Annotated in this window: 20 protein-coding genes and 1 tRNA gene; 10 read left to right on the plus strand and 11 right to left on the minus strand. The window is 41.4% G+C overall.

Annotation, left to right across the window (positions count from 1 at the left end; genetic code table 11):
- Positions 1–6: 6 nt before the first annotated feature.
- From FTV28_RS07860 to FTV28_RS07875, 4 genes are read right to left on the minus strand one after another with little or no spacing between them, the layout of a single operon-like run.
- On the minus strand, positions 7–924 hold the full coding sequence (locus FTV28_RS07860; protein ID WP_158650724.1) for a hypothetical protein: 918 nt from the start codon (positions 922–924) through the stop codon (positions 7–9).
- 34 nt (positions 925–958) lie between these two features.
- Entirely contained in the window at positions 959–1,762 is an 804-nt protein-coding gene (locus tag FTV28_RS07865; RefSeq protein WP_179990002.1) for a glycosyltransferase family 25 protein, read from the minus strand.
- 3 nt (positions 1,763–1,765) lie between these two features.
- A complete protein-coding gene (locus FTV28_RS07870) occupies positions 1,766–2,509 on the minus strand; it encodes a hypothetical protein (protein ID WP_179990004.1) in 744 nt (247 codons plus the stop codon).
- Positions 2,510–2,525: 16 nt separating this feature from the next.
- Positions 2,526–3,296 carry a glycosyltransferase gene (locus tag FTV28_RS07875; RefSeq protein WP_179990006.1) on the minus strand — a complete coding sequence of 257 codons (771 nt, stop codon included), beginning with the start codon at positions 3,294–3,296 and terminating at the stop codon, positions 2,526–2,528.
- A gap of 193 nt (positions 3,297–3,489) precedes the next feature.
- Here FTV28_RS07875 and FTV28_RS07880 point away from each other — a divergent pair, with 193 nt between their 5' ends.
- Positions 3,490–4,659, plus strand: coding sequence for a nucleotide sugar dehydrogenase (locus FTV28_RS07880; protein WP_179990008.1), 1,170 nt, complete (start codon positions 3,490–3,492; stop codon positions 4,657–4,659).
- 128 nt (positions 4,660–4,787) lie between these two features.
- Here FTV28_RS07880 and ilvC read toward each other — a convergent pair whose 3' ends face one another.
- From ilvC to FTV28_RS13570, 4 genes are all read right to left on the minus strand, one after another.
- Positions 4,788–5,804 carry a ketol-acid reductoisomerase gene (gene ilvC / locus FTV28_RS07885; RefSeq protein WP_168419090.1) on the minus strand — a complete coding sequence of 339 codons (1,017 nt, stop codon included), beginning with the start codon at positions 5,802–5,804 and terminating at the stop codon, positions 4,788–4,790.
- Positions 5,805–5,928: 124 nt separating this feature from the next.
- Positions 5,929–6,420 (minus strand): acetolactate synthase small subunit, encoded by a 492-nt coding sequence (gene ilvN / locus FTV28_RS07890; protein ID WP_004974986.1) that lies wholly within the window; start codon positions 6,418–6,420, stop codon positions 5,929–5,931.
- Positions 6,417–8,144 (minus strand): acetolactate synthase 3 large subunit, encoded by a 1,728-nt coding sequence (locus tag FTV28_RS07895; protein ID WP_179990010.1) that lies wholly within the window; start codon positions 8,142–8,144, stop codon positions 6,417–6,419. The genes ilvN and FTV28_RS07895 overlap by 4 nt, the downstream gene beginning before the upstream one ends.
- A gap of 507 nt (positions 8,145–8,651) precedes the next feature.
- Positions 8,652–8,786, minus strand: a complete 135-nt coding sequence (locus FTV28_RS13570) for a hypothetical protein (RefSeq protein WP_257222823.1) — start codon at positions 8,784–8,786, stop codon at positions 8,652–8,654.
- Positions 8,787–8,871: 85 nt separating this feature from the next.
- Here FTV28_RS13570 and FTV28_RS07900 point away from each other — a divergent pair, with 85 nt between their 5' ends.
- The 4 genes from FTV28_RS07900 to holA all read left to right on the plus strand — a co-directional run bounded on the left by FTV28_RS07900 (position 8,872) and on the right by holA (position 13,738).
- On the plus strand, positions 8,872–9,237 hold the full coding sequence (locus FTV28_RS07900) for a DUF4124 domain-containing protein (protein WP_179990012.1): 366 nt from the start codon (positions 8,872–8,874) through the stop codon (positions 9,235–9,237).
- Between the two features lie 132 nt (positions 9,238–9,369).
- The gene (gene leuS / locus FTV28_RS07905; protein ID WP_179990014.1) at positions 9,370–11,991 is read left to right on the plus strand and encodes a leucine--tRNA ligase; all 2,622 of its coding nucleotides are present in this window, start codon (positions 9,370–9,372) and stop codon (positions 11,989–11,991) included.
- A 196-nt stretch (positions 11,992–12,187) separates the two neighbouring features.
- The gene (gene lptE, locus FTV28_RS07910; RefSeq protein WP_179990016.1) at positions 12,188–12,718 is read left to right on the plus strand and encodes an LPS assembly lipoprotein LptE; all 531 of its coding nucleotides are present in this window, start codon (positions 12,188–12,190) and stop codon (positions 12,716–12,718) included.
- Between the two features lie 21 nt (positions 12,719–12,739).
- A complete protein-coding gene (holA, locus tag FTV28_RS07915) occupies positions 12,740–13,738 on the plus strand; it encodes a DNA polymerase III subunit delta (RefSeq protein ID WP_154320342.1) in 999 nt (332 codons plus the stop codon).
- A 50-nt stretch (positions 13,739–13,788) separates the two neighbouring features.
- Here holA and FTV28_RS07920 read toward each other — a convergent pair whose 3' ends face one another.
- Positions 13,789–14,238 (minus strand): bacteriohemerythrin, encoded by a 450-nt coding sequence (locus FTV28_RS07920; RefSeq protein ID WP_004974971.1) that lies wholly within the window; start codon positions 14,236–14,238, stop codon positions 13,789–13,791.
- 412 nt (positions 14,239–14,650) lie between these two features.
- Here FTV28_RS07920 and FTV28_RS07925 point away from each other — a divergent pair, with 412 nt between their 5' ends.
- From FTV28_RS07925 to FTV28_RS07935, 3 genes are read left to right on the plus strand one after another with little or no spacing between them, the layout of a single operon-like run.
- Positions 14,651–15,985 (plus strand): efflux RND transporter periplasmic adaptor subunit, encoded by a 1,335-nt coding sequence (locus FTV28_RS07925; protein WP_179990018.1) that lies wholly within the window; start codon positions 14,651–14,653, stop codon positions 15,983–15,985.
- A 1-nt stretch (position 15,986) separates the two neighbouring features.
- Complete coding sequence (locus tag FTV28_RS07930; RefSeq protein ID WP_179990020.1) at positions 15,987–17,960, plus strand: MacB family efflux pump subunit; 1,974 nt, start codon at positions 15,987–15,989, stop codon at positions 17,958–17,960.
- Positions 17,961–17,982: 22 nt separating this feature from the next.
- On the plus strand, positions 17,983–19,419 hold the full coding sequence (locus FTV28_RS07935; protein ID WP_179990099.1) for an efflux transporter outer membrane subunit: 1,437 nt from the start codon (positions 17,983–17,985) through the stop codon (positions 19,417–19,419).
- A 96-nt stretch (positions 19,420–19,515) separates the two neighbouring features.
- On the opposite strand, the gene FTV28_RS07940 is transcribed toward FTV28_RS07935, so the two are convergent.
- Positions 19,516–20,784: a sensor histidine kinase KdpD gene (locus FTV28_RS07940; protein WP_154320339.1), complete on the minus strand. Its 1,269-nt coding sequence runs from the start codon at positions 20,782–20,784 to the stop codon at positions 19,516–19,518.
- Positions 20,785–21,600: 816 nt separating this feature from the next.
- Here FTV28_RS07940 and FTV28_RS07945 point away from each other — a divergent pair.
- Positions 21,601–23,832, plus strand: a complete 2,232-nt coding sequence (locus FTV28_RS07945) for an NADP-dependent isocitrate dehydrogenase (protein ID WP_004974956.1) — start codon at positions 21,601–21,603, stop codon at positions 23,830–23,832.
- A 293-nt stretch (positions 23,833–24,125) separates the two neighbouring features.
- On the opposite strand, the gene FTV28_RS07950 is transcribed toward FTV28_RS07945, so the two are convergent.
- A tRNA-Leu gene (locus FTV28_RS07950) sits at positions 24,126–24,212 on the minus strand.
- 177 nt (positions 24,213–24,389) lie between these two features.
- Here FTV28_RS07950 and queA point away from each other — a divergent pair.
- The gene (queA, locus tag FTV28_RS07955; RefSeq protein ID WP_179990022.1) at positions 24,390–25,427 is read left to right on the plus strand and encodes a tRNA preQ1(34) S-adenosylmethionine ribosyltransferase-isomerase QueA; all 1,038 of its coding nucleotides are present in this window, start codon (positions 24,390–24,392) and stop codon (positions 25,425–25,427) included.
- The last annotated feature ends 22 nt before the right edge of the window (positions 25,428–25,449 follow it).

The raw sequence follows: 25,449 nt of genomic DNA on the forward strand, positions 1-25,449 counted from the left end.
ATTGATCTATTGACTTTCTATAGTTTTAGATAACATCTTCAATAGACCCACTGTAGAATATTTTTCTTTTATATTCTCATCTATTTCCACTATAGGTTTATCGATAAAGCGTTTTAGTTCCACTACAGATAAGCTATCAATGTCTTTCACCACAAGTATATTATCAGCATGATAAAATGGCTCATTTATAACCGATTGATTATTTGTCAAAAGCTTTCGATTATAAAATAGAGCCTCAACTGGCCTTAATGTCATTCCACTTTGCCCATCTTGCAATATTTCAACAATACATTTTGCAGAAAGTGACTCTTCCAGATAATGCTCATAGCAGATATTTGAAGACTTAGTTCCATCTTTTAAATCTATTAAAAAATTTAAACCAATACTATCTGCTTTATCTTTTAAGCTATTTAAAATAATATCTCGCCCCTTATTTCGCCCAACAAAACATAGGTCATAATTTATTATTTTATTTTTAATATTTGGTAAAGGTGTAAGAAACTGTTGATAGTAATAAAAGCCATATTTCTGACAGTCATCGTGATCAAATGACCATTGCTGTATACTAAAATGCTTTAATTTCTCTAATAACCCATGAATCTTTTCATTCTTTGACATCGGATTCCGAATTAAAAGATGGCCTTTAAAAGGCTTTTTACTTTCTATATAGTGCACGATGGCCTGCAACAGAAGACGATGTTCATTAAAAATATAAATATAATCAGGATGTGCTTGAATATATTCCTGAATTAATTTCTTATGATACCAATTACGTATAAACCGCGGAAGTTTATTAAAATAAGAAATTTTACTGGTTACATCCATCGGATTAAAACTTACTGCATGAATCCCCTCAGTCTCAGCATACTGAAAAAAATATTTCTCATAATCAGGGAAAAAACCTATATAGCAAAACGTAATCAAAGCTAGAATCTCTAAAAAATAATAAATACAGTACTTAAAATTGATCTCTGTTTAGCCGTATCAAACGCTTTTGCGCTTTAAACATCACTTGCACATAACGACAAGCCATCGCCCACTGCCCTGCAAGACGTCTGGTCTTAAATTTTCTTTTTTCCGCAGCAGATGCATACACAGGTTTATGATGTTCAGAACGCCCAATCACCGACTCAAACTGTTCCTCAGGTACTAAACCATAAGCCGCTAGTTGATCTTCTTGAATCACTGCAGCTGGCTCAGCTTGCAAACTATTTAAACTATAATGACTAAAAATAAATCCATCTGCGATGGCGGGTGCAGATATTTCAAGCTTATCTAATAATTTTTGAGCACCGGAGGGATACAAAATATAGCCTGCTGCACCTGTCCGATCCTGATACAACTCAAACAGGTTGGTCTGACTATTTGCAAAAGAATAGACTGGCGTTTTAGAAATAATTTTCTTCCGGCTTCTGACTTCAAAATTAATCAGATCAATATCTTTAAAATTATGATGTTCAATGTCTTCAAGTAGCTGAGGTACATGACTAGCTAAAACTGCGTCATCTTCTAAAATCAGCGCTGGCGCATTGGCTCGAACTACAGTTTCCCATGCTTTCTGATGACTCAAAAAACAGGCCACTTCAACTTTACGGAGTGGTCGTTGCCAACCAAAACCTAATCGTTGATAAGCTTCTTCACTAATCTCATCAACCGATACTGCATCTAAACGCTGAAAAGAAAGTCCGAGCCGAGCAAATTGTTTCTGCTGAAAGGCCAAGCGTTCAGTTGAACGCGCCAAATTGATAATCAGTACTTGCATCTGTTACCACCAGCGTGTTTTTTCACGCGTATGTCGTTGCTTAAAACGTGAATACACATTGTCATTCTCATTACGTTGTACACGGTCAAAAATCTCAATCACAATTTGCCCAAGTGGATGAATTTCACAGACCTGTTCCAAACGCCAGCGCATATTTCGCAGGGTATCATCAGTACCTACCGCAAATGCAGAGGTCCCATCAAACAAGGCATAACGCTGATGCTGTAAATACTGCTGATGTTTTGGATTCTCCGTTATGGATTGATCACACAAAAAGCGCTCTGTTTCTTGCAACTTGAGTGTGTTAATTAAAACCACAGCATTCATTAACGTTGCCTTTAAACAGGCATCTTCATCAAAATCAATAAAAGTATCGCAGGCAGAAATCAGCCAACGAATATTTAAGGAACGCAACAGGAAATCTCGTTCAGCCAGCCATAAAGCCTTGAATTTTGCATAATTATTTTGGCTATCGACTTCACGGCGAATCAGCACAATCAAACTGGCATGATAATGATTCAGTTGAGGCTGCCCGACAAATTCCTGTTTCAATTGCTCGATATGCTCGTTTAAATCTTTTGCTGAGCCATGTGTATACGTTAACTCAGTGCCTTCAATTCTTGTCGTCTTTAGTTTATCCAGATCTACATCATTGAATTGTGCATATACTTTATCTGCACCAAAGCGGCGTTGATGACGACTGAATGAAAACCATTGCTCAAACTTACTTTTCTTTCTTACAGGCATAAGTATTCTCTAAAGCTTACTGCCAAGCCTCTTTAATCCAATCCGATGGTAATACATAACGATACCATTTCCCCCCACCACCATGAATTGCATCAGGCGGGTTAATTTCACCATGGAAGATAATAATTTTTACACCATCTGGCTTTACAGGTGGCTTAAAATAAGCCATCGGAATTTTTTGCAAACAATGATATTTATAACTTTTGCACCAACTGTCTGGCCAGTAAGTTAACTTTTTCTCTTGATCCACATACCAAGATAAATATGCTTGCTCATTACGGAACTTTTGACGAATTTCATCAAAATGTTCACGAAAATATGGCAATAAACCAGGAAATGCCCCCAACTTAAAACGATATACTGAACTGTTACCCGTAATACGCCACGGACGCTTCCAGTCATGAATAATCAAAAAGTCACCTGGATGGGTAAAGAAACTATCAATATTATCAACAATCACCACATCTAGGTCTAAAAACAGGGCATTGCCTGTTAAGCCATATAAATCTGGCTCAAAGGTCGAAAGCTTGTTCCAACCACGTTCAGGTGCGCCCTCAGGCAATGCAAGTGGCGGAATCGGGAAACATTCTACATTTGAATCAATACCTTCAGTACGATCCGTCAAACACACCATTTTAAAATCGACTGTGGTATGTCGCTTCACCATATTATAAAGACGATTCACATACTCAGACCCGTATTTTGTGCCCCATTTCATACAGATCACAACATTCTGCTCAGTCAAATTATCTACCTGAGCCTTTAGGTCATTTTGATTCATGTTCATGCATCCATTATCCACCCGTGCAATTTCAATATCATACCATTAACACGGCATAACTGAGATGCTTGCTTTTCATTTCTGCACAGTTTAACGCAAATCTTTCATAGAAATATAAACTTCACCAAACCGTCATCGAGCTTGAATAATTTTTCACCACATTAAAGGCATATAAAATCTACAAAAATCTATATTAAATATGAAAATTGCGATTGCAGGTACAGGTTACGTCGGTTTATCTAATGCCATGATTTTTGCTCAACATCATCAGGTCGTGGCTTATGATCTCTTAGAAGAAAAAGTTAAATTACTTAATCAAAAAATATCTCCTATTCGTGATCCTGAAATTTCTGAGTTTTTAACAAAATCAGAATTAAATTTTCAAGCCACACATTGCAAAGTCGATGCCTATCAGCATGCAGATTTTGTGATTATCGCTACGCCTACTGACTACGACCCAGATACCAATTACTTCAATACGCAAAGTGTTGAAGCAGTCATTCAGGATGTATTGGCTATTAATCCTTTGGCAACCATGGTGATCAAATCCACTGTACCTGTAGGCTTTACCCAGCAGATTAAGAAAAAATATCACACTGGAAATATTATTTTTTCGCCTGAATTCTTACGTGAAGGCAAAGCCCTACATGACAATCTCTACCCATCACGGATTATCGTAGGTGAAAAATCTGAACGTGCAAAACAATTTGCCAATATGCTTATAGAAGGCGCCATCAAAAAGGACTGTCCTATCCTTTTTACAGACTCCACTGAAGCCGAAGCCATCAAGTTATTTGCTAACACCTTCTTGGCCATGCGTGTTGCCTACTTCAATGAATTGGACACTTATGCCCAAATTTATAATCTAGACACGCGACAAATTATTGATGGTGTGTGTTTAGACTCACGTATTGGTCAGTTTTACAACAATCCATCCTTTGGTTATGGCGGATACTGCCTCCCTAAAGACACCAAACAACTGCTCGCAAATTACGCACAAGTTCCGAGTAATTTGATTAAAGCAGTAGTAGACGCCAACCAAACCCGCCAAGAATTTATTGCAGAATCCATTCGTAAGCGTGAACCCAAAGTAGTCGGAATTTATAGACTTACCATGAAAAGCGGTTCAGACAATTTTCGCGCCTCGGCAATACAAGGCGTTATGCAATATCTCAAAGCTTACGGGATTAAAGTAATTATTTATGAACCGGGGCTACAGCAGAAAAAATTTCTCAACTCTAAAATCATTCATGATTTAGCCGAGTTTAAACAACGTGCCGATTTAATTGTCTGTAACCGTAAATGTTCATTGTTGCAAGATGTACAAAATAAGGTTTATACGCGTGATGTATTTGGAATGGATGATTAAGAACACTCATACAACTCATCCCTCAGCACACGAATTTTAAATATAAGGTACGCTCCAGCAATTACTCCCCCCATAAAAAAGCCCTTATATAAAATAAGGGCTTTTCAAGATAAAGATTAAATTAAAACTTAGTTCTTTTCTTTATCTACAATCTTGTTCGCTTGGATCCAAGGCATCATTGCACGTAACTTGTTACCCGTTACTTCGATACCATGTGCAGCGTTTTGACGACGACGTGCAGTCATAGATGGGTAGTTCAACGCACCTTCTTGGATGAACATCTTCGCATATTCACCAGATTGAATACGTTTAAGCGCATTACGCATTGCTTCACGAGACTGTTCGTTAATTACTTCAGTACCAGTGACATATTCACCGTATTCAGCGTTGTTAGATACTGAATAGTTCATGTCTGCGATACCGCCTTCGAACATCAAGTCAACGATCAATTTAAGTTCGTGTAAGCACTCGAAGTAAGCCATTTCTGGTGCATAACCAGCTTCAACCAAAGTTTCGAAGCCCATTTTAACCAATTCAACAGCACCACCACAAAGAACCGCTTGCTCACCAAATAAGTCAGTTTCAGTTTCTTCACGGAAAGAAGTTTCGATGATACCAGTACGACCACCACCCACACCTGAAGCGTAAGAAAGTGCAACATTACGCGCGTTACCAGAAGCATCTTGGTGAATCGCGATCAGGTCTGGAACACCTGAACCACGTTGGTATTCAGAACGTACTGTATGACCAGGTGCTTTAGGTGCAACCATGATTACGTCTAAGTCAGCACGTGGAACAACTTGGTTGTAAAGAACCGAGAAGCCGTGTGCAAATGCAAGTGTCGCGCCTTGTTTGATGTTTGGCTCGATTACGTCACGATAAAGTTGTGATTGAAACTCATCTGGAGTCAAGATCATCACAACATCAGCTTGAGCTACAGCAGCAGGAACTTCAGCAACTTTAAGACCCGAATTTTCTGCTTTTTTCCAAGAAGTAGAACCAGCACGTAAACCTACAGTTACGTCTACACCAGAATCTTTAAGGTTAAGCGCGTGTGCGTGACCTTGTGAACCGTAACCAATGATTGCTACTTTCTTAGACTGGATGATAGATAAGTCGCAGTCTTTATCGTAAAAAATTTGCATTGCTGTCTCCGCTAAAATGCTTTGGATTCCTATCTTGCTCAAATGCAGGTCTATTCAGCATTTGAGCAAGCTCTCCATCCTTTGAGATGGAATGAATTCGATGAATAAAATTAACTAAATTCAGTTAAATGGTTAAAACTTTTTCGCCACGTGCAATACCAGACACACCTGAACGCACAACTTCTAAGATCGTATTTTCTGCAATCGCATCAATAAAACCGTCAAGTTTTTCAGTTGTACCCGCAAGCTGTACAGTATAAGTGGTCGGTGTAACATCTACAATTTGTCCACGGAAGATGTCTGCTGTGCGTTTAATTTCAGCACGTGCAGCGCCAGATGCTTTTACTTTAATCAGCATCAATTCACGCTCAATATGTGGACCTTCTGACAAGTCGACCACTTTCACTACTTCAACCAATTTGTTTAATTGCTTGGTGATTTGCTCAATTTTATGATCATCACCATACGTGGTCAGTGTTAAACGTGAAAGCGTTGGATCTTCGGTTGGTGCAACGTTTAAAGTCTCAATGTTATAACCACGCTGAGAAAATAAACCCACTAAACGAGAAAGCGCACCTGATTCGTTTTCAACGAGAACGGAAATAATGTGTCTCATTCTGTACGCTCCCCTTTACCTAACCACATATCTTTCATAGATTGACCCGCAATTTGCATCGGATAAACGTGCTCTGTCCGGTCAACCATTACGTTAATGAATACACATTTATCATTAATCGCCATTGCTTCTGTAAGCTTAGACTCAAGCTCATCGGCATGGTTAATCTGAATACCCACATGACCATAGGCTTCCATCAATTTAGGGAAGTCTGGTAATGAGTCAACATAAGAACTAGAGTGACGACCTTCATAGTTCATGTCTTGCCATTGTTTAACCATACCTAAAGCTTGGTTATTCAAGCACAAGATTTTTACGTTTAAACCATATTGCTTACAAGTAGAAAGCTCTTGGATACACATCTGAATTGATGCTTCACCCGTGATACATACAACCTGTTGATCTGGATAAGCCAGTTTAGCCGCCATAGCATACGGTAAACCTACACCCATAGTACCTAGACCACCAGAGTTCAACCATTGACGTGGACGCTTGTACTTATAGTAGTTCGCGCCAAACATTTGGTGCTGACCTACGTCAGAAGTAATGATCGCATCACCATTGGTCACTTTGTCTAAAGCTTCAACTACTTGTTGCGGCTTCATCGTGCCATCGGTTGGTTTGTCATATTTCAAACCATGAACTTTACGCCATTCATTGATCTGATTCCACCATGCAGCAATCGCTTCAGGGTTTGGCTTGGACACATTTAATTGCTTCAATTGAACCAACATTTCCTGAAGTACAGGTTCAACCGCACCTACAATTGGAATGTGTGCCATGATGGTTTTTGAAATTGTCGCAGGGTCAATGTCAATATGAATGACTTTGGCATTTGGACAGAATTTTGCAGGGTTATTGGTTACACGGTCATCAAAACGTGCACCAATACACAAAATCACATCAGCATTGTGCATGGTCATGTTGGCTTCATACGTACCATGCATGCCCAACATACCAATAAATTGTGGATCATTACCCGGGAACGCACCCAAGCCCATCAATGTATTGGTTACAGGGAAACCTAAAATGTGTGCAAGTTCAGTCAATTGCTCCGATGCATTACCTTGAACCACACCACCGCCTGAATAAATAACAGGGCGTTTTGCATTCAACAATTCATCAATTGCTTTACGAATTTGACCTGAATGACCACGATGCGGTGGCTGATACGAACGCATCTTCACTTTTTCAGGATATTCGTAAGCAAATTTTTCCGCTGGGTTGGTTGCATCCTTTGGAATATCAACCACAACAGGACCTGGACGGCCTGAAGATGCAATATAGAAAGCCTTCTTAATCACTGAAGGAATTTCACTTGCATGACGCACTTGGAAACTGTGTTTTACAATCGGACGTGAAATACCCACCATATCGGTTTCTTGGAAGGCATCTTCACCAATTAAGTGTGTTGCAACCTGACCAGACAAAATCACCATTGGGATTGAGTCCATATACGCAGTTGCAATTGGAGTTACTGTGTTGGTTGCACCAGGACCTGAAGTCACTAGCACCACACCAGTTTTACCTGTTACGCGCGAGTATGCATCTGCCATATGACCAGCAGCTTGCTCATGGCGCACGAGGTAATGATTAATTTTGTCTTGTTGAAAGAACGCATCGTAAATATGAAGTACTGCGCCGCCTGGGTATCCAAAAACATGCTCAACGCCTTCGTCCGCCAATGCGCGAACGAGCATTTCACCACCAGATAAAAGTTCCAACGTGATTCACCCTAGTCTTATCACTGCAAAATGGGAGACACCTGCAGTGTTTTGTTCATTAATTCCTGCACTGTTATAGCACACATATTTCATAGTTTTCATGGCAATAGGAAAAATTTCCGATCTGATTACCGTATAAGCAATATGAGATCTAAAACGTGTTGGGGTAAACACATTTTATAAGCTTTGTTCAGCTTCTCGGCTAGAGAAGTTGCCCATTGCATGACATGACACTTATTCGAAGGGTGATCGATCTAAGGCACATAAAACTAAAGTGTGCATTTTTGTAGTTTCATCGACTAAAGTCAAGTTTAAAAATCGGGTTTTTCTGCTTTATTCATAAACAGTGCATTTTTTAAGCTTTGTGCTGTACTTCACAATTTTCTCTCAAATCCAACATTCCCATATAAAACTCATAATTTCATATACTTGCCTTATTTTCTATAAATTTTTCATATCAAAACCATAAAAATAAAGAATAAGTCAAAAAAAATAGACATTGTTTATTTATGAATTGGCTTTAAATTTGACGTCATTTTTAATGAACACAGCACCCTGAGCATCGTCTATTTTTAAAGCCGTTTCGCTCTTCATCAAATAGCGCAGGTTATCGTGTAAAAAAGCCCCTAAAAGTGCTGTCATCCTGACACATCCTTGCTAAAATTTAGACAATTTCATCTTTAGTTTTTTCAGGTCTGCTTTTGCACCTTTACTCAGGACATTTACAATGAAAAACCACGTTCGTCGCTTGAGTTATCTTTCTGCAAGCTTGATGTTAATTTTAGGCACCAGTGCGGTATCTGCAAAACAATACTATAAATGGGTCGATGCAAAAGGTTCGACGCATTACACCACTACACCTCCACCTAAAACTGCAAAAAAACAAGGAAAGGTCGATACCTACGGCTGGAGAAATTCTGCACCGAACATTCCAAATCAAACCACAACTGCCACGACAGCACCCACAAATGGCACAACGCCTGCAAATGCTAACAATACGGCTCCCACTCCCGTAATGGATCAGCAGCAACGTGAAGCCAATGATGCTTTGAATAAAGCACAACAAGAACGCGCCAATCCTGCCGTTTACTAATTTTAAGCCTGCAAAATTATGGCTGCTTAAATTTTCCTGCACAATCCAGCGCGCAAAATTCACTTTTTGCTGCATTTTGCGCTATGCTGTGCAACACACTTTTTTTAACCGTTTATTCCTGATTTTAACCTTATGACTACTCACATTGACCCTGAATATCAAGCCAGTGCGATTGAACCTCAAGTCCAGAATGACTGGGAATCTCGCAAAGCCTTTAAAGTTGCCGACACTGTCGAAGGTCCACATCGTTATATCCTCTCGATGTTCCCTTACCCAAGCGGCAAACTGCACATGGGTCACGTGCGTAACTACACCATTGGTGATGTGATTAGTCGTTTCCACCGTTTAAAAGGCGAAACCGTATTACAACCTATGGGTTGGGATGCGTTTGGCTTACCTGCTGAAAACGCGGCTATTGCCCATCAGGTTGCACCTGCTAAATGGACCTTTGAAAATATCGCCTACATGCGTGACCAATTGAAAAAATTGGGTTTAGCAGTAGATTGGGATCGTGAATTTGCCACCTGTACCCCAGAGTATTATCACTGGGAACAATGGTTATTCGTGCAACTGTATAAAAAAGGGTTAATTTATCGCAAACTCTCGACAGTAAACTGGGATCCTGTCGATCAGACTGTTTTAGCCAATGAACAGGTCGAAAATGGTCGTGGCTGGCGTTCAGGTGCATTGGTAGAAAAACGTGATATTCCAATGTACTACTTCCGCATTACCGATTATGCCCAAGAGTTACTCGACGATTTAGAAACTTTAAAAGATGGTTGGCCGCAACAAGTCTTGACCATGCAGCGTAACTGGATTGGCCGCTCTCAAGGGATGGAAATTACCTTTCCTTCGGCAAATCCAGAAATTTATGCAGATGGTTTAACTGTATTTACCACGCGTGCCGATACCTTAATGGGTGCAACTTATGTGGCTGTTGCCGCAGAACACCCAATGGCGTTAAAAGCAGCAGAAAACAATGAGCAATTGAAGGCCTTTATTGAAGAATGCCGTATGGGTTCTGTTGCAGAAGCTGACCTCGCCACTGCCGAGAAAAAAGGCATGGCAACAGGCTTATTTGTGAAGCATCCTGTGACAGGTAAAGAGTTACCAGTTTGGATTGCCAACTATGTGTTGATGTCTTACGGTTCTGGCGCAGTAATGGCCGTGCCTTCACACGATGAACGCGACTTTGAGTTTGCTAATAAATTCCAATTGCCAATTATTCAAGTGATTGATGCCAAAGGTGCTGAAGATACGGACTTTAACGCAACTCAGTGGCAAGAATGGTACGGCTCTAAAGAAGGTAAATTGGTCAATTCAGGCGAATTTGATGGTTTAGATTTCCAAGCAGCATTTGATGCACTATTGGCAAAATTAGAACCACAAGGTTTAGCCAATGTAAAAGTACAATTCCGCTTACGTGACTGGGGTGTTTCACGCCAACGTTATTGGGGTTGCCCAATTCCAATGATCAACTGTGAAAAGTGTGGCCAAGTCCCAGTTCCAGAAGATCAACTTCCTGTCATTTTACCTACCGATGTTGTGCCAGATGGCTCAGGCAACCCGTTAAATAAAATGCCTGAATTCTATCAAACCACTTGCCCATGCTGTGGTGGCGAAGCACGTCGTGAAACCGATACCTTAGATACTTTTGTAGAGTCATCTTGGTATTACGCACGTTACGCATCTCCAGACTTTACAGGTGGCATGGTCAAGCCTGAAGCTGCACAAACTTGGTTGCCAGTCAATCAATATATTGGTGGTGTAGAACACGCCATCTTGCACTTATTGTACGCGCGTTTCTTCCACAAACTTATGCGTGATGAAGGCGTGGTACAAGGCAATGAGCCATTTACCAACTTACTGACTCAAGGCATGGTCTTGGCTGACACCTTCTACCGCGAAGCAGAAAGCGGCAAGAAAACTTGGTTTAACCCTGCCGATATCGAGCTTGAAAAAGACGAAAAAGGTCGCGTTCTTTCGGCTAAATACATAGGCGATGGTCAAGCTGTGATTGTTGGTGGTCAGGAAAAAATGTCGAAATCGAAAAATAACGGTATCGACCCACAAGCCATTATTGACCAATACGGCGCAGATACTGCACGTGTATTTATGATGTTCGCTGCACCACCAGATCAGTCTTTAGAATGGTCAGATGCAGGCGTTGAAGGTGCGAACCGCTTCTTAAAACGTGTTTGGCGTTTGGCGGCAGGTTTCCTTGAAAAAGGCAGCAATGCAACTGCAATTGACAGCAGCAAACTTGCTACAGCAGCACAAGACTTACGTCGCAAAACCCATGAAACCATTCAAAAAGTGGGCGATGATATTGAACGTCGTCATGCGTTCAACACTGCAATTGCAGCATTGATGGAACTCTTGAATGCTTGCAACAAGTTTGAAGCACAGAATGAACAAGACCTTGCGGTTGAACGCGAAGCAATTGTGACGTTATTGACCTTGCTTGCGCCATTTGCACCACACTTGAGCCAAACCTTGTTGGCAGAGTTCGGAATTGAATTAACCTCCACCCTATTCCCTGTGGTCGATGAGTCTGCATTAACCCGCAATACTCAAACGATTGTGGTGCAGGTAAATGGTAAATTACGTGGCAAGCTTGATGTAGCAGTAGATGCATCTAAAGAAGACATTCTTGCACTTGCCAAAGCGTTACCAGAAGTACAACCATTCTTGACTGGGCCAACCAAGAAAGAAATTGTGGTACCGAATAAGCTAGTGAATTTGGTGGTTTAAGTGCTTTTAAACCTCCCTTTTTTAAAGGGAGGTTTGGAGGGATTTTATAAAACAATCCCCCTAAACCCTCCTACAAAAAAGGAATTAAAACAATTTCCAAACAAAGCCCGTTGTCAGTCAACGGGCTTTGCACCTACAATCAAGATATTCTCAACTTCCGCTTTTAAACTTTCAAGAATATTACAGAGGACAGCACATGCACTTTAGCCAACGTCTAGCAGTCATTGTTTTAACTTGTGGACTCAGTGCTGGCTTAGTCGGCTGTGGTTTTCATCTTAAAGGCACCAATCCAAGCATTGCACCAGTGGCTTATTCAAAAATGAGTCTGGCTTTACCGAGCAATGCTGAAGAATTAGAAGAAAAACTTTCCATTCACATGGGTACAGCGGGCGTACAACTCAGCAATGACCCTAATGCTTATGTACTACGTGTACTTGACTATACACCACGTCGCTTGGAATTGAATGGCAAACTGGTGGAAACCTTATTGCGTTTGAGTGTGACTTTCCGTATTGAAGATGCGCAAGGCAACCCGATCACCGAACCTCGTACCGTCATGGCAACGCGCAGTTATCAATACGATGTCGCAACTGTGAATACCGATGATCAGGAACAAAAATTCTTAAAAGAAGTCATTATTGATGATGTAGCACAGCAAATGGTGCGTCAAATTTCATCTAATCGTTTACCTTTGGTCAACCCACCTGTGTATTCAAACCCTAAATAAGTTTTCGAGTGCGAATTTTTTATGAAACTTGACTATCTACAAGCCCTCAAACGTGTCGATGAAGCACGTGGCGTATGGATTTTGCATGGTCAAGAACCCTTACTCGAACAAAACTTGCTGGATGCTTTTCGTGCCAGTTGGCAAAAACAGGATATTGAACGTCAGCGTTATGATTTAAATAGCGTTAGCGATTGGAAAAATGTATTCAATGCCTTAAACAGTCTGTCACTGTTTTCGAGTCAATTGGCGGTTGAAGTACACGGCAATATCAAGCCTGATGCCAGCACACTAAAACAACTGAAAAGTTATATTCAGCACAATGAACAAAACTTGCTGTTGGTGGTGATGCCAAAACAAGACAGCAATAGCCTGAAATCCAGTTTTTTTCAGTTGATTGATGCCAATGGGGTCAATGTTGCACTCACGGCGAATTATCCTAAAGATCGGCAGCAGATTTTAGGTTTGGAAGCAGAAAAGCTTGGCATTCAATTAGGACATGATGCGTGGCAATGGTTGGAACAACATCATGAACACAACCTTTTGGCTGCTAAAAATAGCTTAATGCGGGTCAGTGACACCTTTCCTGAAATTCAGCAGATTCAGATTGAACATTTACATGCCTGTTTACAAGATCAATCTCGTTATAGCACTTATGATTTAAATGATGCTTTACTGACGGGAAATCTAGCGCAAGCTATGAAAATTTTTCAATACCTCATGGCTTCGGGTGAAGCCATGAGTTTAATTTTGTGGAGCATCAGCAAAGAAATGCGCTTACTGATGCAATTATTTGAACAACCACAAAATGCTTTGCAACTGGGTATCTGGAAAAACAAAGTCAGTGTTTATCAGCAAGCTTTGCGACGTTTAAATCCAAATAGTTTCTTGCAATGGCCCGCCCTGTTATTGCGTATTGATGCCGCCATAAAAGGGATGTCCAAGGAAAACCCTGAACATCTGGTGCTACAAGCCATTACAGAACTATGTGGTAAAACACTGTTCGCTTCTCACTCGGCTTAATTTAGCAGACTTCATTAAATAAATTTTAAAGTCAGCCACTTATCGCAAGATTAGCTAAAGAAACGTGCAAACCAACTTTTACCTTTTTTCTGCTCCTGCGAACGCAAATAATGCAGCATATTGTCGCGTACTGCATCGACATAATCCTGATCATCATGCTGAATATGGTTAATCAACCATTTAGACAACAAACGATACAAGTCATGTTCTACCGATTCGCCATTGGCAAAACGCTGACGACAATCATTCAAACGCTTCACAAAGAGTTCATGAATACCGCGATGCGATGGTAAGTATTGATAATTGACCTGTGACAACAAGTTTTCTTCAAAGCTAAAATGCGATTGCGTATAGTCAATCAAGTCATCCAAAACTTCTTTGATTTGCTCCCGCGCACCTGTCGCCCGAATTTTTTCCAACGCATTAATATAGTCCAGAATTTGTCGATGTTGATTATCAATCACATCAATTCCGATATTAAATTTCTCACTCCACTCCATGATTTACCCCTCAGATTTTTTGCTTAAAGTCATGTTGTATTGCATCGTCCCGATGCCGTATTATCCTAATGATTAAATCCATAATTATTTTATGGAATTTGATACTAGCTGCTTTTAATTTTTAAATCCATATAAAAATTAAGGTTTTTAAGCAACTTAGACCATAGTTGTATTTTTCAACATTTATCATAAAAATTCATAAAATTATCATAGAGATGAAACAAAATACCCACCCCATTCGCAGATGCTATTTTCAATTTTTTTATGGATGTAATGTCGTTCTCAGACTGTGTTAATCTAGCTCAAACCACCAATAAATAATTCTCATTTGCAGTTTCTTCAAAAAATTCACGATTTATCCTTATTTCACTTCTATAATTCTTTTTAATATCTCTTTTCTGTTTTTTGACTCATGCCAAAAATAAAATCGACCAAACTTATTGCGGGAATTATCATTGCGCTGACGCTGGCACTTGCCGCTTGGTATTTTTTAAAACCAAAACAAGAACAACCACAATACATTACTGCCGAAGTGAGCCGTGGAGATATTGAGAGTGCGGTTTTGGCAACAGGCGTACTTGAAGCCACCAAAATGGTCAGTGTCGGTGCGCAGGTTTCAGGTCAGGTCAAAAAAATGTATGTCGAATTGGGTGATCAGGTCAAACAAGGCCAATTGATTGCCCAAATTGATTCGGTACGTCAAGAAAATGAATTTAAAACCGCACAAGCCAGCATTAAAAATCAGCAGGCACAATTGGCAGTCAGACAAGCCAATCTCGCCAAAGTCGCAGCAGAATATCAACGTCAACAAGCCATGTATGCGCAAGATGCGACATCACGCGCCGAACTTGAAACGGCCTTAGCTAACTATAAAACCTCGCAAGCAGAAATTGCTGCCATTAACGCTCAAATTGAACAATCACGCCTAACTTTAGACACGTCTAAAGAAAATTTAGGTTACACCCGTATTCTTGCCCCGATGGATGGCACTGTCGTCGCAATTGTGACCGAAGAAGGTCAAACCGTGAACGCTAATCAAAGCGCACCCACGATTGTTAAATTAGCTAAACTTGACACCATGACCGTGAAAGCAGAAATTTCTGAAGCAGATGTGATGAAGGTCGAAGAAGGTCAAACAGTTTATTTCACTACCTTGGGCAACAGCGAGAAAAAACATTACGCTACTTTACGTCAGGTAGAACCTGCACCCAAATCCATCAATACCGAAAGCAATAACAACACCTCATCATCTTCAAGTTCTGCCGTGTACTACAACGCTTTATTTGACGTACCAAATGAAGACGGCAAGCTACGCATCAATATGACCGCACAAGTGTCCATTGTTTTGGCAGAGGCACGCAATGTACTGACCATTCCTGCTGCTGCAGTTCAAGGTGCAAACCGTTCACGCAGTCGTAGCAACAGCAATAACTCAGACAGCAACGCACGTACTGAACGCAACAATACCGATGCCAGCTCTGCCAAACGCCCTGCCCGTTTGGAATTGACAGCCAATGAAAAAGCCTTGGTTGATCAAGGTAAAGCCTCTTTAGGCATGGTACGCGTGCTACAAGCCGATGGTTCAGCTCGACCACAATCGGTATTGCTTGGCTTAAACAACCGTGCAACGGTACAAGTCATTCGCGGCCTAAAACTGGGCGATCAAGTCATTATTGCCGATGGTTCTGACACCTCAAACGATGCGGCGAAGCGTGGTGGTCGTGTTGGCCCATCAGTGAGAATGTAAGATGAGTCAGTCACAACCTCTGTTAGAGGTCACCAATCTGACCCGTGAATTCCCTGCGGGTGAATCTACAGTGCAGATTCTCAAAGGCATTGATCTGAAAATTTACCCAGGTGAATTGGTTGCCATTGTAGGTCAGTCGGGTTCGGGAAAATCCACCCTCATGAATATTTTGGGCTGTCTGGATCAACCCACCACTGGCAGCTATAAAGTCAAAGGACGTGAAACCAGACAACTTGAAGCCGATGAACTGGCACAGCTCCGTCGTGAATATTTTGGTTTTATTTTCCAGCGCTATCACTTATTGGGCGATTTAAGCGCTGCGGGCAACGTCGAAGTGCCTGCAATTTATGCAGGTGTCGATGTTGAAGAACGACAAGCACGCGCGACTGCGTTGCTCAGTGACTTAGGTCTAGCCGATAAAACTCAAAACCGTCCAAGTCAGCTTTCAGGTGGACAACAACAACGTGTATCGATTGCACGTGCCTTGATGAATGGTGGTGATGTGATTCTTGCCGATGAACCCACAGGTGCACTCGACAAGAATAGCGGTATTGAAGTGATGCGGATTTTGCGTGAGCTGAATGCCAAAGGTCACACTATCATCTTGGTCACACATGACCATAATGTCGCTAAAAATGCCACACGGATTATTGAAATCAGTGATGGGCTTATTATTTCTGATCAGCCCAACACACCTGCCAATCAGCATGATATTGCCCAACAAACCTTGCAACATTCGCCACAAAAAAGAACTTCAGCTTGGCGCTCTGTAATTGATCGTTTAGGTGAAGCCTTCCGCATGGCACTGCTGGCGATGAATGCGCATCGCATGCGTACCTTTTTAACCATGCTCGGGATTATTATCGGGATCGCTTCAGTTGTATCTGTTGTGGCACTCGGCAATGGTTCACAGAAACAAATTTTAGAAAATATCAGCAGTTTAGGCACCAATACCATCACCGTATTTCAGGGGCGAGGTTTTGGGGACACCTCTCGCTCCTCTCAAGTCAGAACACTGGTTCCTGCCGATGCCGATGCTTTAGCAGAACAACCTTATGTCGATGGTGTCAGCCCTTCAGTCAACAGCAATGTCACAGTACGCTTTAAAGACACAGAAGCTTCTGCCACAGTCAATGGTGTGAGTGAAGACTTTTTCTATGTACGCGGCATGAATTTCCAGTCGGGTCAGCCTTTTGACAAACACAGCGTACTGGAACAAGCGCAAGATGTGGTGATTGATCACAATACCAAAAATACTTTCTTTAGTGATGGCAGCAACCCAGTTGGGCAAGTGATTTTATTAGGCAGTGTACCCAGCCGTATTATTGGCGTGGTCGAAGAACAAAAAAGCATGATGGGCAATGCCGACAGCTTAAATGTGTATTTGCCTTACTCTACGGTAATGAGTCGCATGCTCGGTCAAAGCCATGTGCGCAGCATTATTGTACGAGTCAAAGATGAATATCCAAGTGCTGCAGCAGAAAATGCCATTCTGAGTCTGTTGGTACAGCGTCATGGTGCGCAGGATGTATTTACTCAAAATGCCGACAGTATCCGTGAAACCATTCAGCAAACTACCGCCACCATGACCCTACTGGTTTCTGCTATTGCAGTGATTTCACTGGTGGTCGGTGGAATTGGTGTAATGAACATCATGTTGGTCTCTGTCACAGAACGTACCCAAGAAATTGGGGTACGCATGGCAGTCGGCGCACGACAAAGCGATATTTTGCAGCAATTTTTAATTGAAGCCATTTTGGTGTGTATTTTAGGCGGTGTACTTGGCGTCTTACTCGCACTCGGAATTGGTCAGTTGATTAACCATGTGGCAGGCGGAACCTTTCAAATGGCGTACTCCACCACATCGATTGTAGCCGCTTTTGTCTGTTCAAGCCTAATTGGGATTGTGTTCGGTTTTATTCCTGCACGTAATGCTGCCCAACTGAACCCTGTCGACGCGCTATCTAGAGAATAAGGAATTAGAGTAAGCAATGATGATGCTATTTAATCGGAAGTCACGACAATTCAGCCAACTTGTCACTGCGCTTTTTTTTGGCAGCAGCTTGGTGGGTTGTGCAGCCGTAGTCAAAACGCCTTATCAGGCACCTGCTGTAGATATTCCACAACAGTTTGACCATCAGCAAAAAAGCCAGCAAGTGCTTGCGCAACTGAATACAGACCGTTGGTGGACGCTCTTTCACGATGCGGCTTTAAATCAACTGATTGAACAAGTCTTGGCGCGTAACAGTGACCTTGCAGTAGCAGGGTTGAATTTACAACAAGCCAGATTACAAGCCAAACAAAGCCAAAGTCAGCAAGGTGTCCGGATTGGCAATGCAGGTATTTCTACAGGGCATCAATTTAGTTTAGAGGGCAACGGTGATGCAGCACGCGGAATTTCACTGAATTATCCCGGACTGAGCTACGAATTGGACTTATTCGGTAAACTTGCCAATCAGACTGAAGCTGCACGTTGGGAAGCCTTAGCCACCGAACAAGACTTACAAGCCACCGCGCAAAGCCTGATTGCGACCACTGCCAATTTATATTGGCAATTGGGTTATTTAAATGAACGCTATGTTGTTGCACAACAAAACCTTGCCAGTACGCAAAAAACTTATCAATTGGTCAATGCACAATATCGCGCAGGTGCAGTTTCGGGGCTAGATTTAAACCAGGCCGAGCAAGCCCTACAAAGCCAAAAATCGATTTTGAGCCAAATTGCACAGCAAAAAGTTGAAACACGCACCGCCTTGGCAGTTTTACTGCATCAACCTGTGCAAATGTTGAATATCAATGAACCACAGAGTTTAGCCGCTGTTCGTTTACCGAATATTACTGCTGGCTTACCTGCAGAACTGCTGTCACGTCGTCCCGACTTACGTGCAGCCGAATTACGTTTACGTAAAGCCTTGGCCAATAAAGATGCCAATCGAGCCAGTTATTACCCATCCATCAGTCTTACAGGCACACTCAGTACAGGTGTCGGTACAGGCGCGCATACCTCTTTAAGCGATGCCCTAAAAAACCCAATTGCCACTTTAGGTGCAGGTTTAACCCTGCCATTTTTGCAATGGAATGATATGCAGCGCGATCTAAAAGTGAATGCTTTGGAATATGAAAAAGCCATTGTGCAATATCGACAAACTTTATATAAAGCCTTTGCCGATGTCGAAAATGCACTGTCAGCACGAACCGCGCTGAATCAACAAGTCGCGCTGCAAAGCCGCAATTTAGCACTGGCAGAGAAAACTGAACGCTTAACTGAGGTGCGTTATCGGCATGGTGCGATTGCCTTAAAAAACCTGCTAGATGCACAAGAAACCACCCGCAATGCACGTTTAAGTTTATTGCAGACCAAGCAAAACCAATACAACGCCTATGTGACTTTATTGCAAGCGTTGGGTGGTAGTCCGATTCAAAACATTCAATAATGCAAGAGTTGATCTAAATTGATCACGATAAAAAAAGCCTGTGGATGATTTTAAACATCCACAGGCTTTTGCTTGCTTTGTATATAAACTTTGAAATTAAGTTTTCTCAGATAATAACGCTTCTTTACTTAATACTTGATGGCTACTGGTCGCAATTGGCAAACTGACTTTAAAAGTCGTTCCCACACCTTCTTTCGATTCCACCACAATTTGCCCGTGGTTCAAATCGACAAAACGCTTACACAACACCAAACCTAAACCAATACCCTTTTCACCTGCAGTGCCTTTAAAACTAACAGTAAGTTTAGGCTCGAACAGCGTTTCGAGTTGTTGTGCAGTCATGCCCAAACCCGTATCTTGAATATAAATATCCACACTGGTTTCTGTTTGCTCTGCACGTAAAATGACTTTGCCTGTGCCATCGGTAAAGGTAAATTTCAGCGCATTCGACACCAAATTTTGAATCACCGAGGTAATCATATTGATGTCGGCATAAACTTTAATGCCTTCTTCAACTTGATCAATCAGTTCAATATTTTTCTTGATTGCTAAACTTTTCAACACATCGCAAACAATTTTGGTCGATTGCTTTAACTCAAAATTAATTGGGTGATACACAAAGCGTCCACCCTCTGCCATCGCCCAATTCAATAAACTTTCTAGCAAGTTATAGGTCGATTGTGCTGTGTCGAATAAATAGTCGGCAATATTTTGAATACTAGAATCATCCAAAGTTTCGCGCTCTTGCGCTAAAACTTCCGAAAACCCCAATAAGCCATGAAATGGCGCGCGCAAATCATGCGCAATAATTTGGAAAAATTTGGTTTTACTAAAATTCAATGCAGACTGCTGTTCATACAGTTCTTTTAAGCTTGCATAATCAACTTTTAATTCAATATAACGCACCAAACCTGCAGCAAACTCCGCCACTGTCGGCAAAGCACCTAAACTAAACGCTTCTTCACGATGATCAAATAACAACAACTGCCCAATCGACTCGCCATCGGTTTTGAGTAAATCCAGTGCAATTAAACGAGCCGCTTCTATCCCTAAACTTGCAATATGCTGCACAAAATTCGCATATTGAGGATGTTGAGGTTCAATCAGTTGCTGACCTTGAAAGAAAGCTTCTAACTGTGCGGTTGGATTGGCATGAAAAGCTTTAAAAACTTGATTGGTGGAATACCAGATATATGGCTCATTTTTAAAAGTCAAAATGGCATGATCGACTTGCAATATTTGACGGGCAAACTTCAAAAAACCATCAATTTGGTTAGTTGGCGTATGTACGCCTAATAATAATGAGAGTGTGCAAGCACTGAGTTGCTCCGTTTCGGGACCAATTTCCAGCAACTGTATTTTCATTTTTGCCTCGTTAATTAAAGTGTGCCGCGCCTATGAATTATTTTGTCTACAAAACTCATCCACTGAATTCAGAGTTAACTTACAAACTTTAACACAAAACACAAGCTTTCAAACTAATTTAAAAAACTGCGTAACAACTCGGCATTTCTTCTTTACTACTTGATTTTTTCATCTATGGATTAACAAGGGTTTAGCTCACGCTTGATTATGATTTTTGATGGATCAAACGGTGCTACAAACCCACTAAAAAATACGCTTATTTTTGTAAAATTTGGACCATAAAAATAGATCTAAACTTTTAAAATATAAATCAGGCTTTTTATCTGTAGATTTCCCTCCGTTTTTGAAGAAAATCTCAACTTCTATACAAGAGTTTACATTGCATCACACTGTAAAAAATAGAAGCAACATATTGATAAACATATAAAATAAATAGAATAAATATATCCACCTATCATTTTCATCGGTTATTTATCAAACATTCGACTTAAGTCGAACCCTCAACTGGTTAATTTATAATAAAATATACATATATTTTTGATGTCATATCTTCATCATACGATTTGATTAGTATTTCAACAGTAAATACTCAAGGCGATTTTTAGGTTTAAATAGGCTCATTTTTACATTAAGCCGTGTCTTGACTCGCACAAATGCGACACATCATTTCGTAGCGAAATGGCGTCATCACTGTAATTACGTTGACTGAAATGCATAGAGAGTCGATACTCTCAAGGTTAAATTAGGCAAATCGGTTCGCAGGGGCTGAGTCATCATCTCGCTCCTAAAAAACTCAATCAAAGCAAGGGGCTATATATGGCTGGTGGAAAGTCAAAAATCATTTACACACTGACCGATGAGGCGCCATTGTTGGCGACCTACTCTCTACTGCCGATCATTGAGACCTTTACTAAGCCTGCTGGCATCGAGATTGTCAAGAGTGATATCTCTGTAGCAGCACGCGTACTCTCTGAATTCTCGGAATACCTAAGCGAAGAACAGAAGGTAGCCGACAACCTCGCAGAGCTTGGACGTCTCACGCAAGATCCAGATACCAATATCATCAAACTTCCAAACATCAGTGCTTCAGTTGCTCAGTTAATTGCATGTATCAAGGAATTACAAGCAAAAGGCTATGCAATTCCTGACTATCCTGAAAATGCGGATACTGAAGAAGAGAAAGCTTTACTCGCTCGTTTTGGTAAATGCTTAGGTTCAGCAGTAAACCCTGTATTACGTGAAGGTAACTCTGACCGTCGTGCACCTGCTGCAGTGAAAAACTATGCAAAAAAACACCCTCACTCTATGGGTGAATGGAAGCAATGGTCACAAACTCACGTTTCACACATGGATGAAGGTGACTTCTACCATGGCGAAAAATCAATGACGCTTGACCGCGCACGTAACGTAAAAATGGAACTCATCACTCATTCTGGTGAAACCATTGTATTGAAAGAAAAAGTAGCGTTACTTGATGGCGAAATCATCGATTCTATGTTCATGAGCAAGAAAGCGCTTTGCGACTTCTATGAAAAAGAATTGGATGATTGTAAAGAAGCAGGCATTTTGTTCTCTTTACACGTAAAAGCGACCATGATGAAAGTTTCACACCCGATTGTATTCGGTCACTGTGTGAAAATTTACTATAAAGAAGCGTTTGAAAAACACGGTAAATTGTTTGAAGAACTTGGCATTAACGTCAACAACGGTATGGCAGGTCTTTATGAAAAGATCGAAACCTTACCAACTTCTTTACGTGAAGAAATCATCGAAGATTTACACGCATGCCAAGAACACCGCCCTGCACTTGCAATGGTGGATTCTGCAAAAGGCATCACCAACTTCCACTCTCCAAACGACGTAATTGTAGATGCTTCTATGCCTGCAATGATTCGTGGTGGCGGTAAAATGTGGGGTGCTGACGGTAAACCTTACGACTGTAAAGCAGTAATGCCTGAATCTACTTTCGCGCGTATTTACCAAGAAATGATCAATTTCTGTAAGTGGAATGGTAACTTCGACCCACGTACGATGGGTACTGTGCCAAACGTAGGTTTGATGGCGCAAAAAGCTGAAGAATACGGCTCACACGACAAGACTTTTGAAGTTCCTGCTGCAGGTGTTGCAAACATCACTGATATTGACACTGGTGAAGTGTTGATGACTCAAAACGTAGAAGAAGGCGACATCTGGCGTATGTGTCAGGTGAAAGATGCACCTATTCGCGACTGGGTTAAACTTGCAGTAACACGTGCACGTAACTCTGGTATGCCAGCAATTTTCTGGTTAGACCCGTACCGTCCACACGAAAACGAAGTGATCAAGAAAGTTCAAAAATACTTAAAAGATCACGACACGACTGGTTTAGATATTCAAATCATGTCACAAGTTCGTGCGATGCGTTATACGCTTGAGCGTGTTGCGCGTGGTTTAGACACCATTTCTGTAACAGGTAACATCTTACGTGACTACCTCACTGACTTGTTCCCAATTATGGAGCTTGGTACTTCTGCGAAAATGTTATCTATCGTTCCGCTAATGGCGGGTGGTGGTATGTACGAAACTGGTGCGGGTGGTTCTGCGCCTAAACACGTACAACAACTTGTTGAAGAAAACCACTTACGTTGGGATTCATTAGGTGAGTTCCTTGCGCTTGCTGCTTCTTTAGAAGAAATGGGTATTAAAGAAGATAATACTCGTGCGAAATTACTTGCATCAACTCTTGATCAAGCGACCAGCAAATTACTTGATAACGACAAGTCTCCATCACGTCGTACTGGCGAACTGGACAACCGTGGCAGCCACTTCTACTTGGCAAAATTCTGGGCAGAAGCACTTGCTGCTCAAGACGAAGATGCTGAGTTGAAAGCGAAGTTTGCACCACTTGCACAAGCTTTAGCTGCAAACGAAGACAAAATTGTTGCTGAACTTGCGGAAGTACAAGGTAAATCGGTTGATATCGGTGGTTACTACGCAGTAGATCAAGCTAAAGTGAATGCAGTAATGCGTCCAAGCGCAACATTCAATGCTGCTCTTGAAACTATTTAATGCGATGACATCGCACTGATACGATTCAGTGCCTGTTCTACAAAAAACCAGTGTGAAAGCACTGGTTTTTTGTTGGCAGTAAATTGATAAAGACTGAATAGGTGAGCTATATCTTCACATATATCTTTATTTCTTATTCTGTATACCCATTCTTATCCATGAGTCCCAAAAGTTAAATTGAAGCAAACGACAATCTTCATATAAAAACTTAAGGATATTCAAATCATTGGATAAAGTTCAGACAATAAAAAAAGCCCCCAAGTCTTAATATGCTTGAGGGCTTTTCCTTTATATGGTCCCGAGGGTCGGACTCGAACCGACACGTCATCTCTGACAGCGGATTTTGAGTCCGCCGCGTCTACCAATTTCACCACCTCGGGTAGGTGTTGATGGGTATAATAAACTTTTTTGACAGCTTGTCAACGCAAGTTTTTTGCAATTGTTTAAAATTAAATCAGCTGTCATTTTTTTGATTTATAATCGACCAATTTCATCCATAAAACCTAAAAAAGCATATACTAGGCGCAGTTTTCCCAGTGTTCTAACTTGTTTTTATCATGCAGCTTTCTGACTTTAATTTTAATCTCCCCGATGAACTCATTGCTCGTTACCCACTAGCAAGTCGTAGCGCCTCTCGTCTGCTGCATCTTGATGCTCAAGGTCAGTATCATGACCATCAATTTACCGACTTACTGAATTTACTCGAAGCGGGCGATTTACTGGTACTTAACGATACCAAAGTCATGAAAGCGCGTCTTAAAGGTAAACGTGCCACAGGCGGTGCAGTGGAAGTCTTGGTAGAACGTCTGCAAGATCAATTTATTGCCCATTGCCATATTAAAGCCAGCAACTCACCAAAAGCAGGTGCAGAACTGTTTATTGGGCCTGATGCTGTAAAAGTGACCGTACAAGGTCGCCATGAAAACTTATTTATTGTCGAGTTTTCGCAGCCTATTTTAGACGTATTGGATGCCTACGGTCAGTTGCCGATTCCACCCTACTTTAACCGCGAAGCAGAAGCGATTGATACCGAGCGTTATCAAACCGTATTTAACGACCCAACAAAACTCGCTAGTGTTGCCGCACCCACTGCCAGCTTGCACTTTGATGAAGCCTTACTGCAACAGCTAGCAGATAAAGGCATTCAAAAAACCTTTGTGACCTTGCACGTGGGCGCAGGTACATTCCAGCCTGTACGTACCGATGATATTGCCAATCACATCATGCACAGTGAATGGTGTGAAGTTTCTGAAGCTGCCGTAGCGCTGATTCGTGAAACCAAAGCACGAGGCAACAAAGTTATTTCAGTGGGCACAACTGCCACCCGTGCCGTGGAAAGTGCAGCTCAAGCCCATTCAGGCGAACTTGCGGCTTGGTCGGGTGATACGCAAATTTTTATTTACCCAGGTTATCAGTTTAAAGTGGTGGATCGTTTGATTACCAATTTCCACTTGCCTGAATCCACCTTATTAATGTTGGTATCTGCGCTTTCAAGCCGTGAAAATGTCATGCAGGCTTATCAACATGCTGTGGCTGAACGCTATCGTTTCTTTAGTTATGGCGATGCCATGCTGATTGATCAAGCTCAGACTTAATTTTCAAACTGTAAAAGAAACC

Origin of the sequence: Acinetobacter sp. YH12252, from assembly GCF_013417365.1 — a bacterium.
Lineage (GTDB): Bacteria > Pseudomonadota > Gammaproteobacteria > Pseudomonadales > Moraxellaceae > Acinetobacter > Acinetobacter towneri.

Coding starts and splice junctions, on each gene's coding strand:
- FTV28_RS07865 (WP_179990002.1), bottom strand. CDS start 1,762: ATGCAAGTACTGATTATCAATTTGGCGCGTTCAACTGAACGCTTGGCC.
- FTV28_RS07870 (WP_179990004.1), bottom strand. CDS start 2,509: ATGCCTGTAAGAAAGAAAAGTAAGTTTGAGCAATGGTTTTCATTCAGT.
- FTV28_RS07875 (WP_179990006.1), bottom strand. CDS start 3,296: ATGAACATGAATCAAAATGACCTAAAGGCTCAGGTAGATAATTTGACT.
- FTV28_RS07880 (WP_179990008.1), top strand. CDS start 3,490: ATGAAAATTGCGATTGCAGGTACAGGTTACGTCGGTTTATCTAATGCC.
- ilvC (WP_168419090.1), bottom strand. CDS start 5,804: ATGCAAATTTTTTACGATAAAGACTGCGACTTATCTATCATCCAGTCT.
- ilvN (WP_004974986.1), bottom strand. CDS start 6,420: ATGAGACACATTATTTCCGTTCTCGTTGAAAACGAATCAGGTGCGCTT.
- FTV28_RS13570 (WP_257222823.1), bottom strand. CDS start 8,786: ATGACAGCACTTTTAGGGGCTTTTTTACACGATAACCTGCGCTATTTG.
- FTV28_RS07900 (WP_179990012.1), top strand. CDS start 8,872: ATGAAAAACCACGTTCGTCGCTTGAGTTATCTTTCTGCAAGCTTGATG.
- leuS (WP_179990014.1), top strand. CDS start 9,370: ATGACTACTCACATTGACCCTGAATATCAAGCCAGTGCGATTGAACCT.
- lptE (WP_179990016.1), top strand. CDS start 12,188: ATGCACTTTAGCCAACGTCTAGCAGTCATTGTTTTAACTTGTGGACTC.
- holA (WP_154320342.1), top strand. CDS start 12,740: ATGAAACTTGACTATCTACAAGCCCTCAAACGTGTCGATGAAGCACGT.
- FTV28_RS07920 (WP_004974971.1), bottom strand. CDS start 14,238: ATGGAGTGGAGTGAGAAATTTAATATCGGAATTGATGTGATTGATAAT.
- FTV28_RS07925 (WP_179990018.1), top strand. CDS start 14,651: ATGCCAAAAATAAAATCGACCAAACTTATTGCGGGAATTATCATTGCG.
- FTV28_RS07930 (WP_179990020.1), top strand. CDS start 15,987: ATGAGTCAGTCACAACCTCTGTTAGAGGTCACCAATCTGACCCGTGAA.
- FTV28_RS07935 (WP_179990099.1), top strand. CDS start 17,983: ATGCTATTTAATCGGAAGTCACGACAATTCAGCCAACTTGTCACTGCG.
- FTV28_RS07940 (WP_154320339.1), bottom strand. CDS start 20,784: ATGAAAATACAGTTGCTGGAAATTGGTCCCGAAACGGAGCAACTCAGT.
- FTV28_RS07945 (WP_004974956.1), top strand. CDS start 21,601: ATGGCTGGTGGAAAGTCAAAAATCATTTACACACTGACCGATGAGGCG.
- queA (WP_179990022.1), top strand. CDS start 24,390: ATGCAGCTTTCTGACTTTAATTTTAATCTCCCCGATGAACTCATTGCT.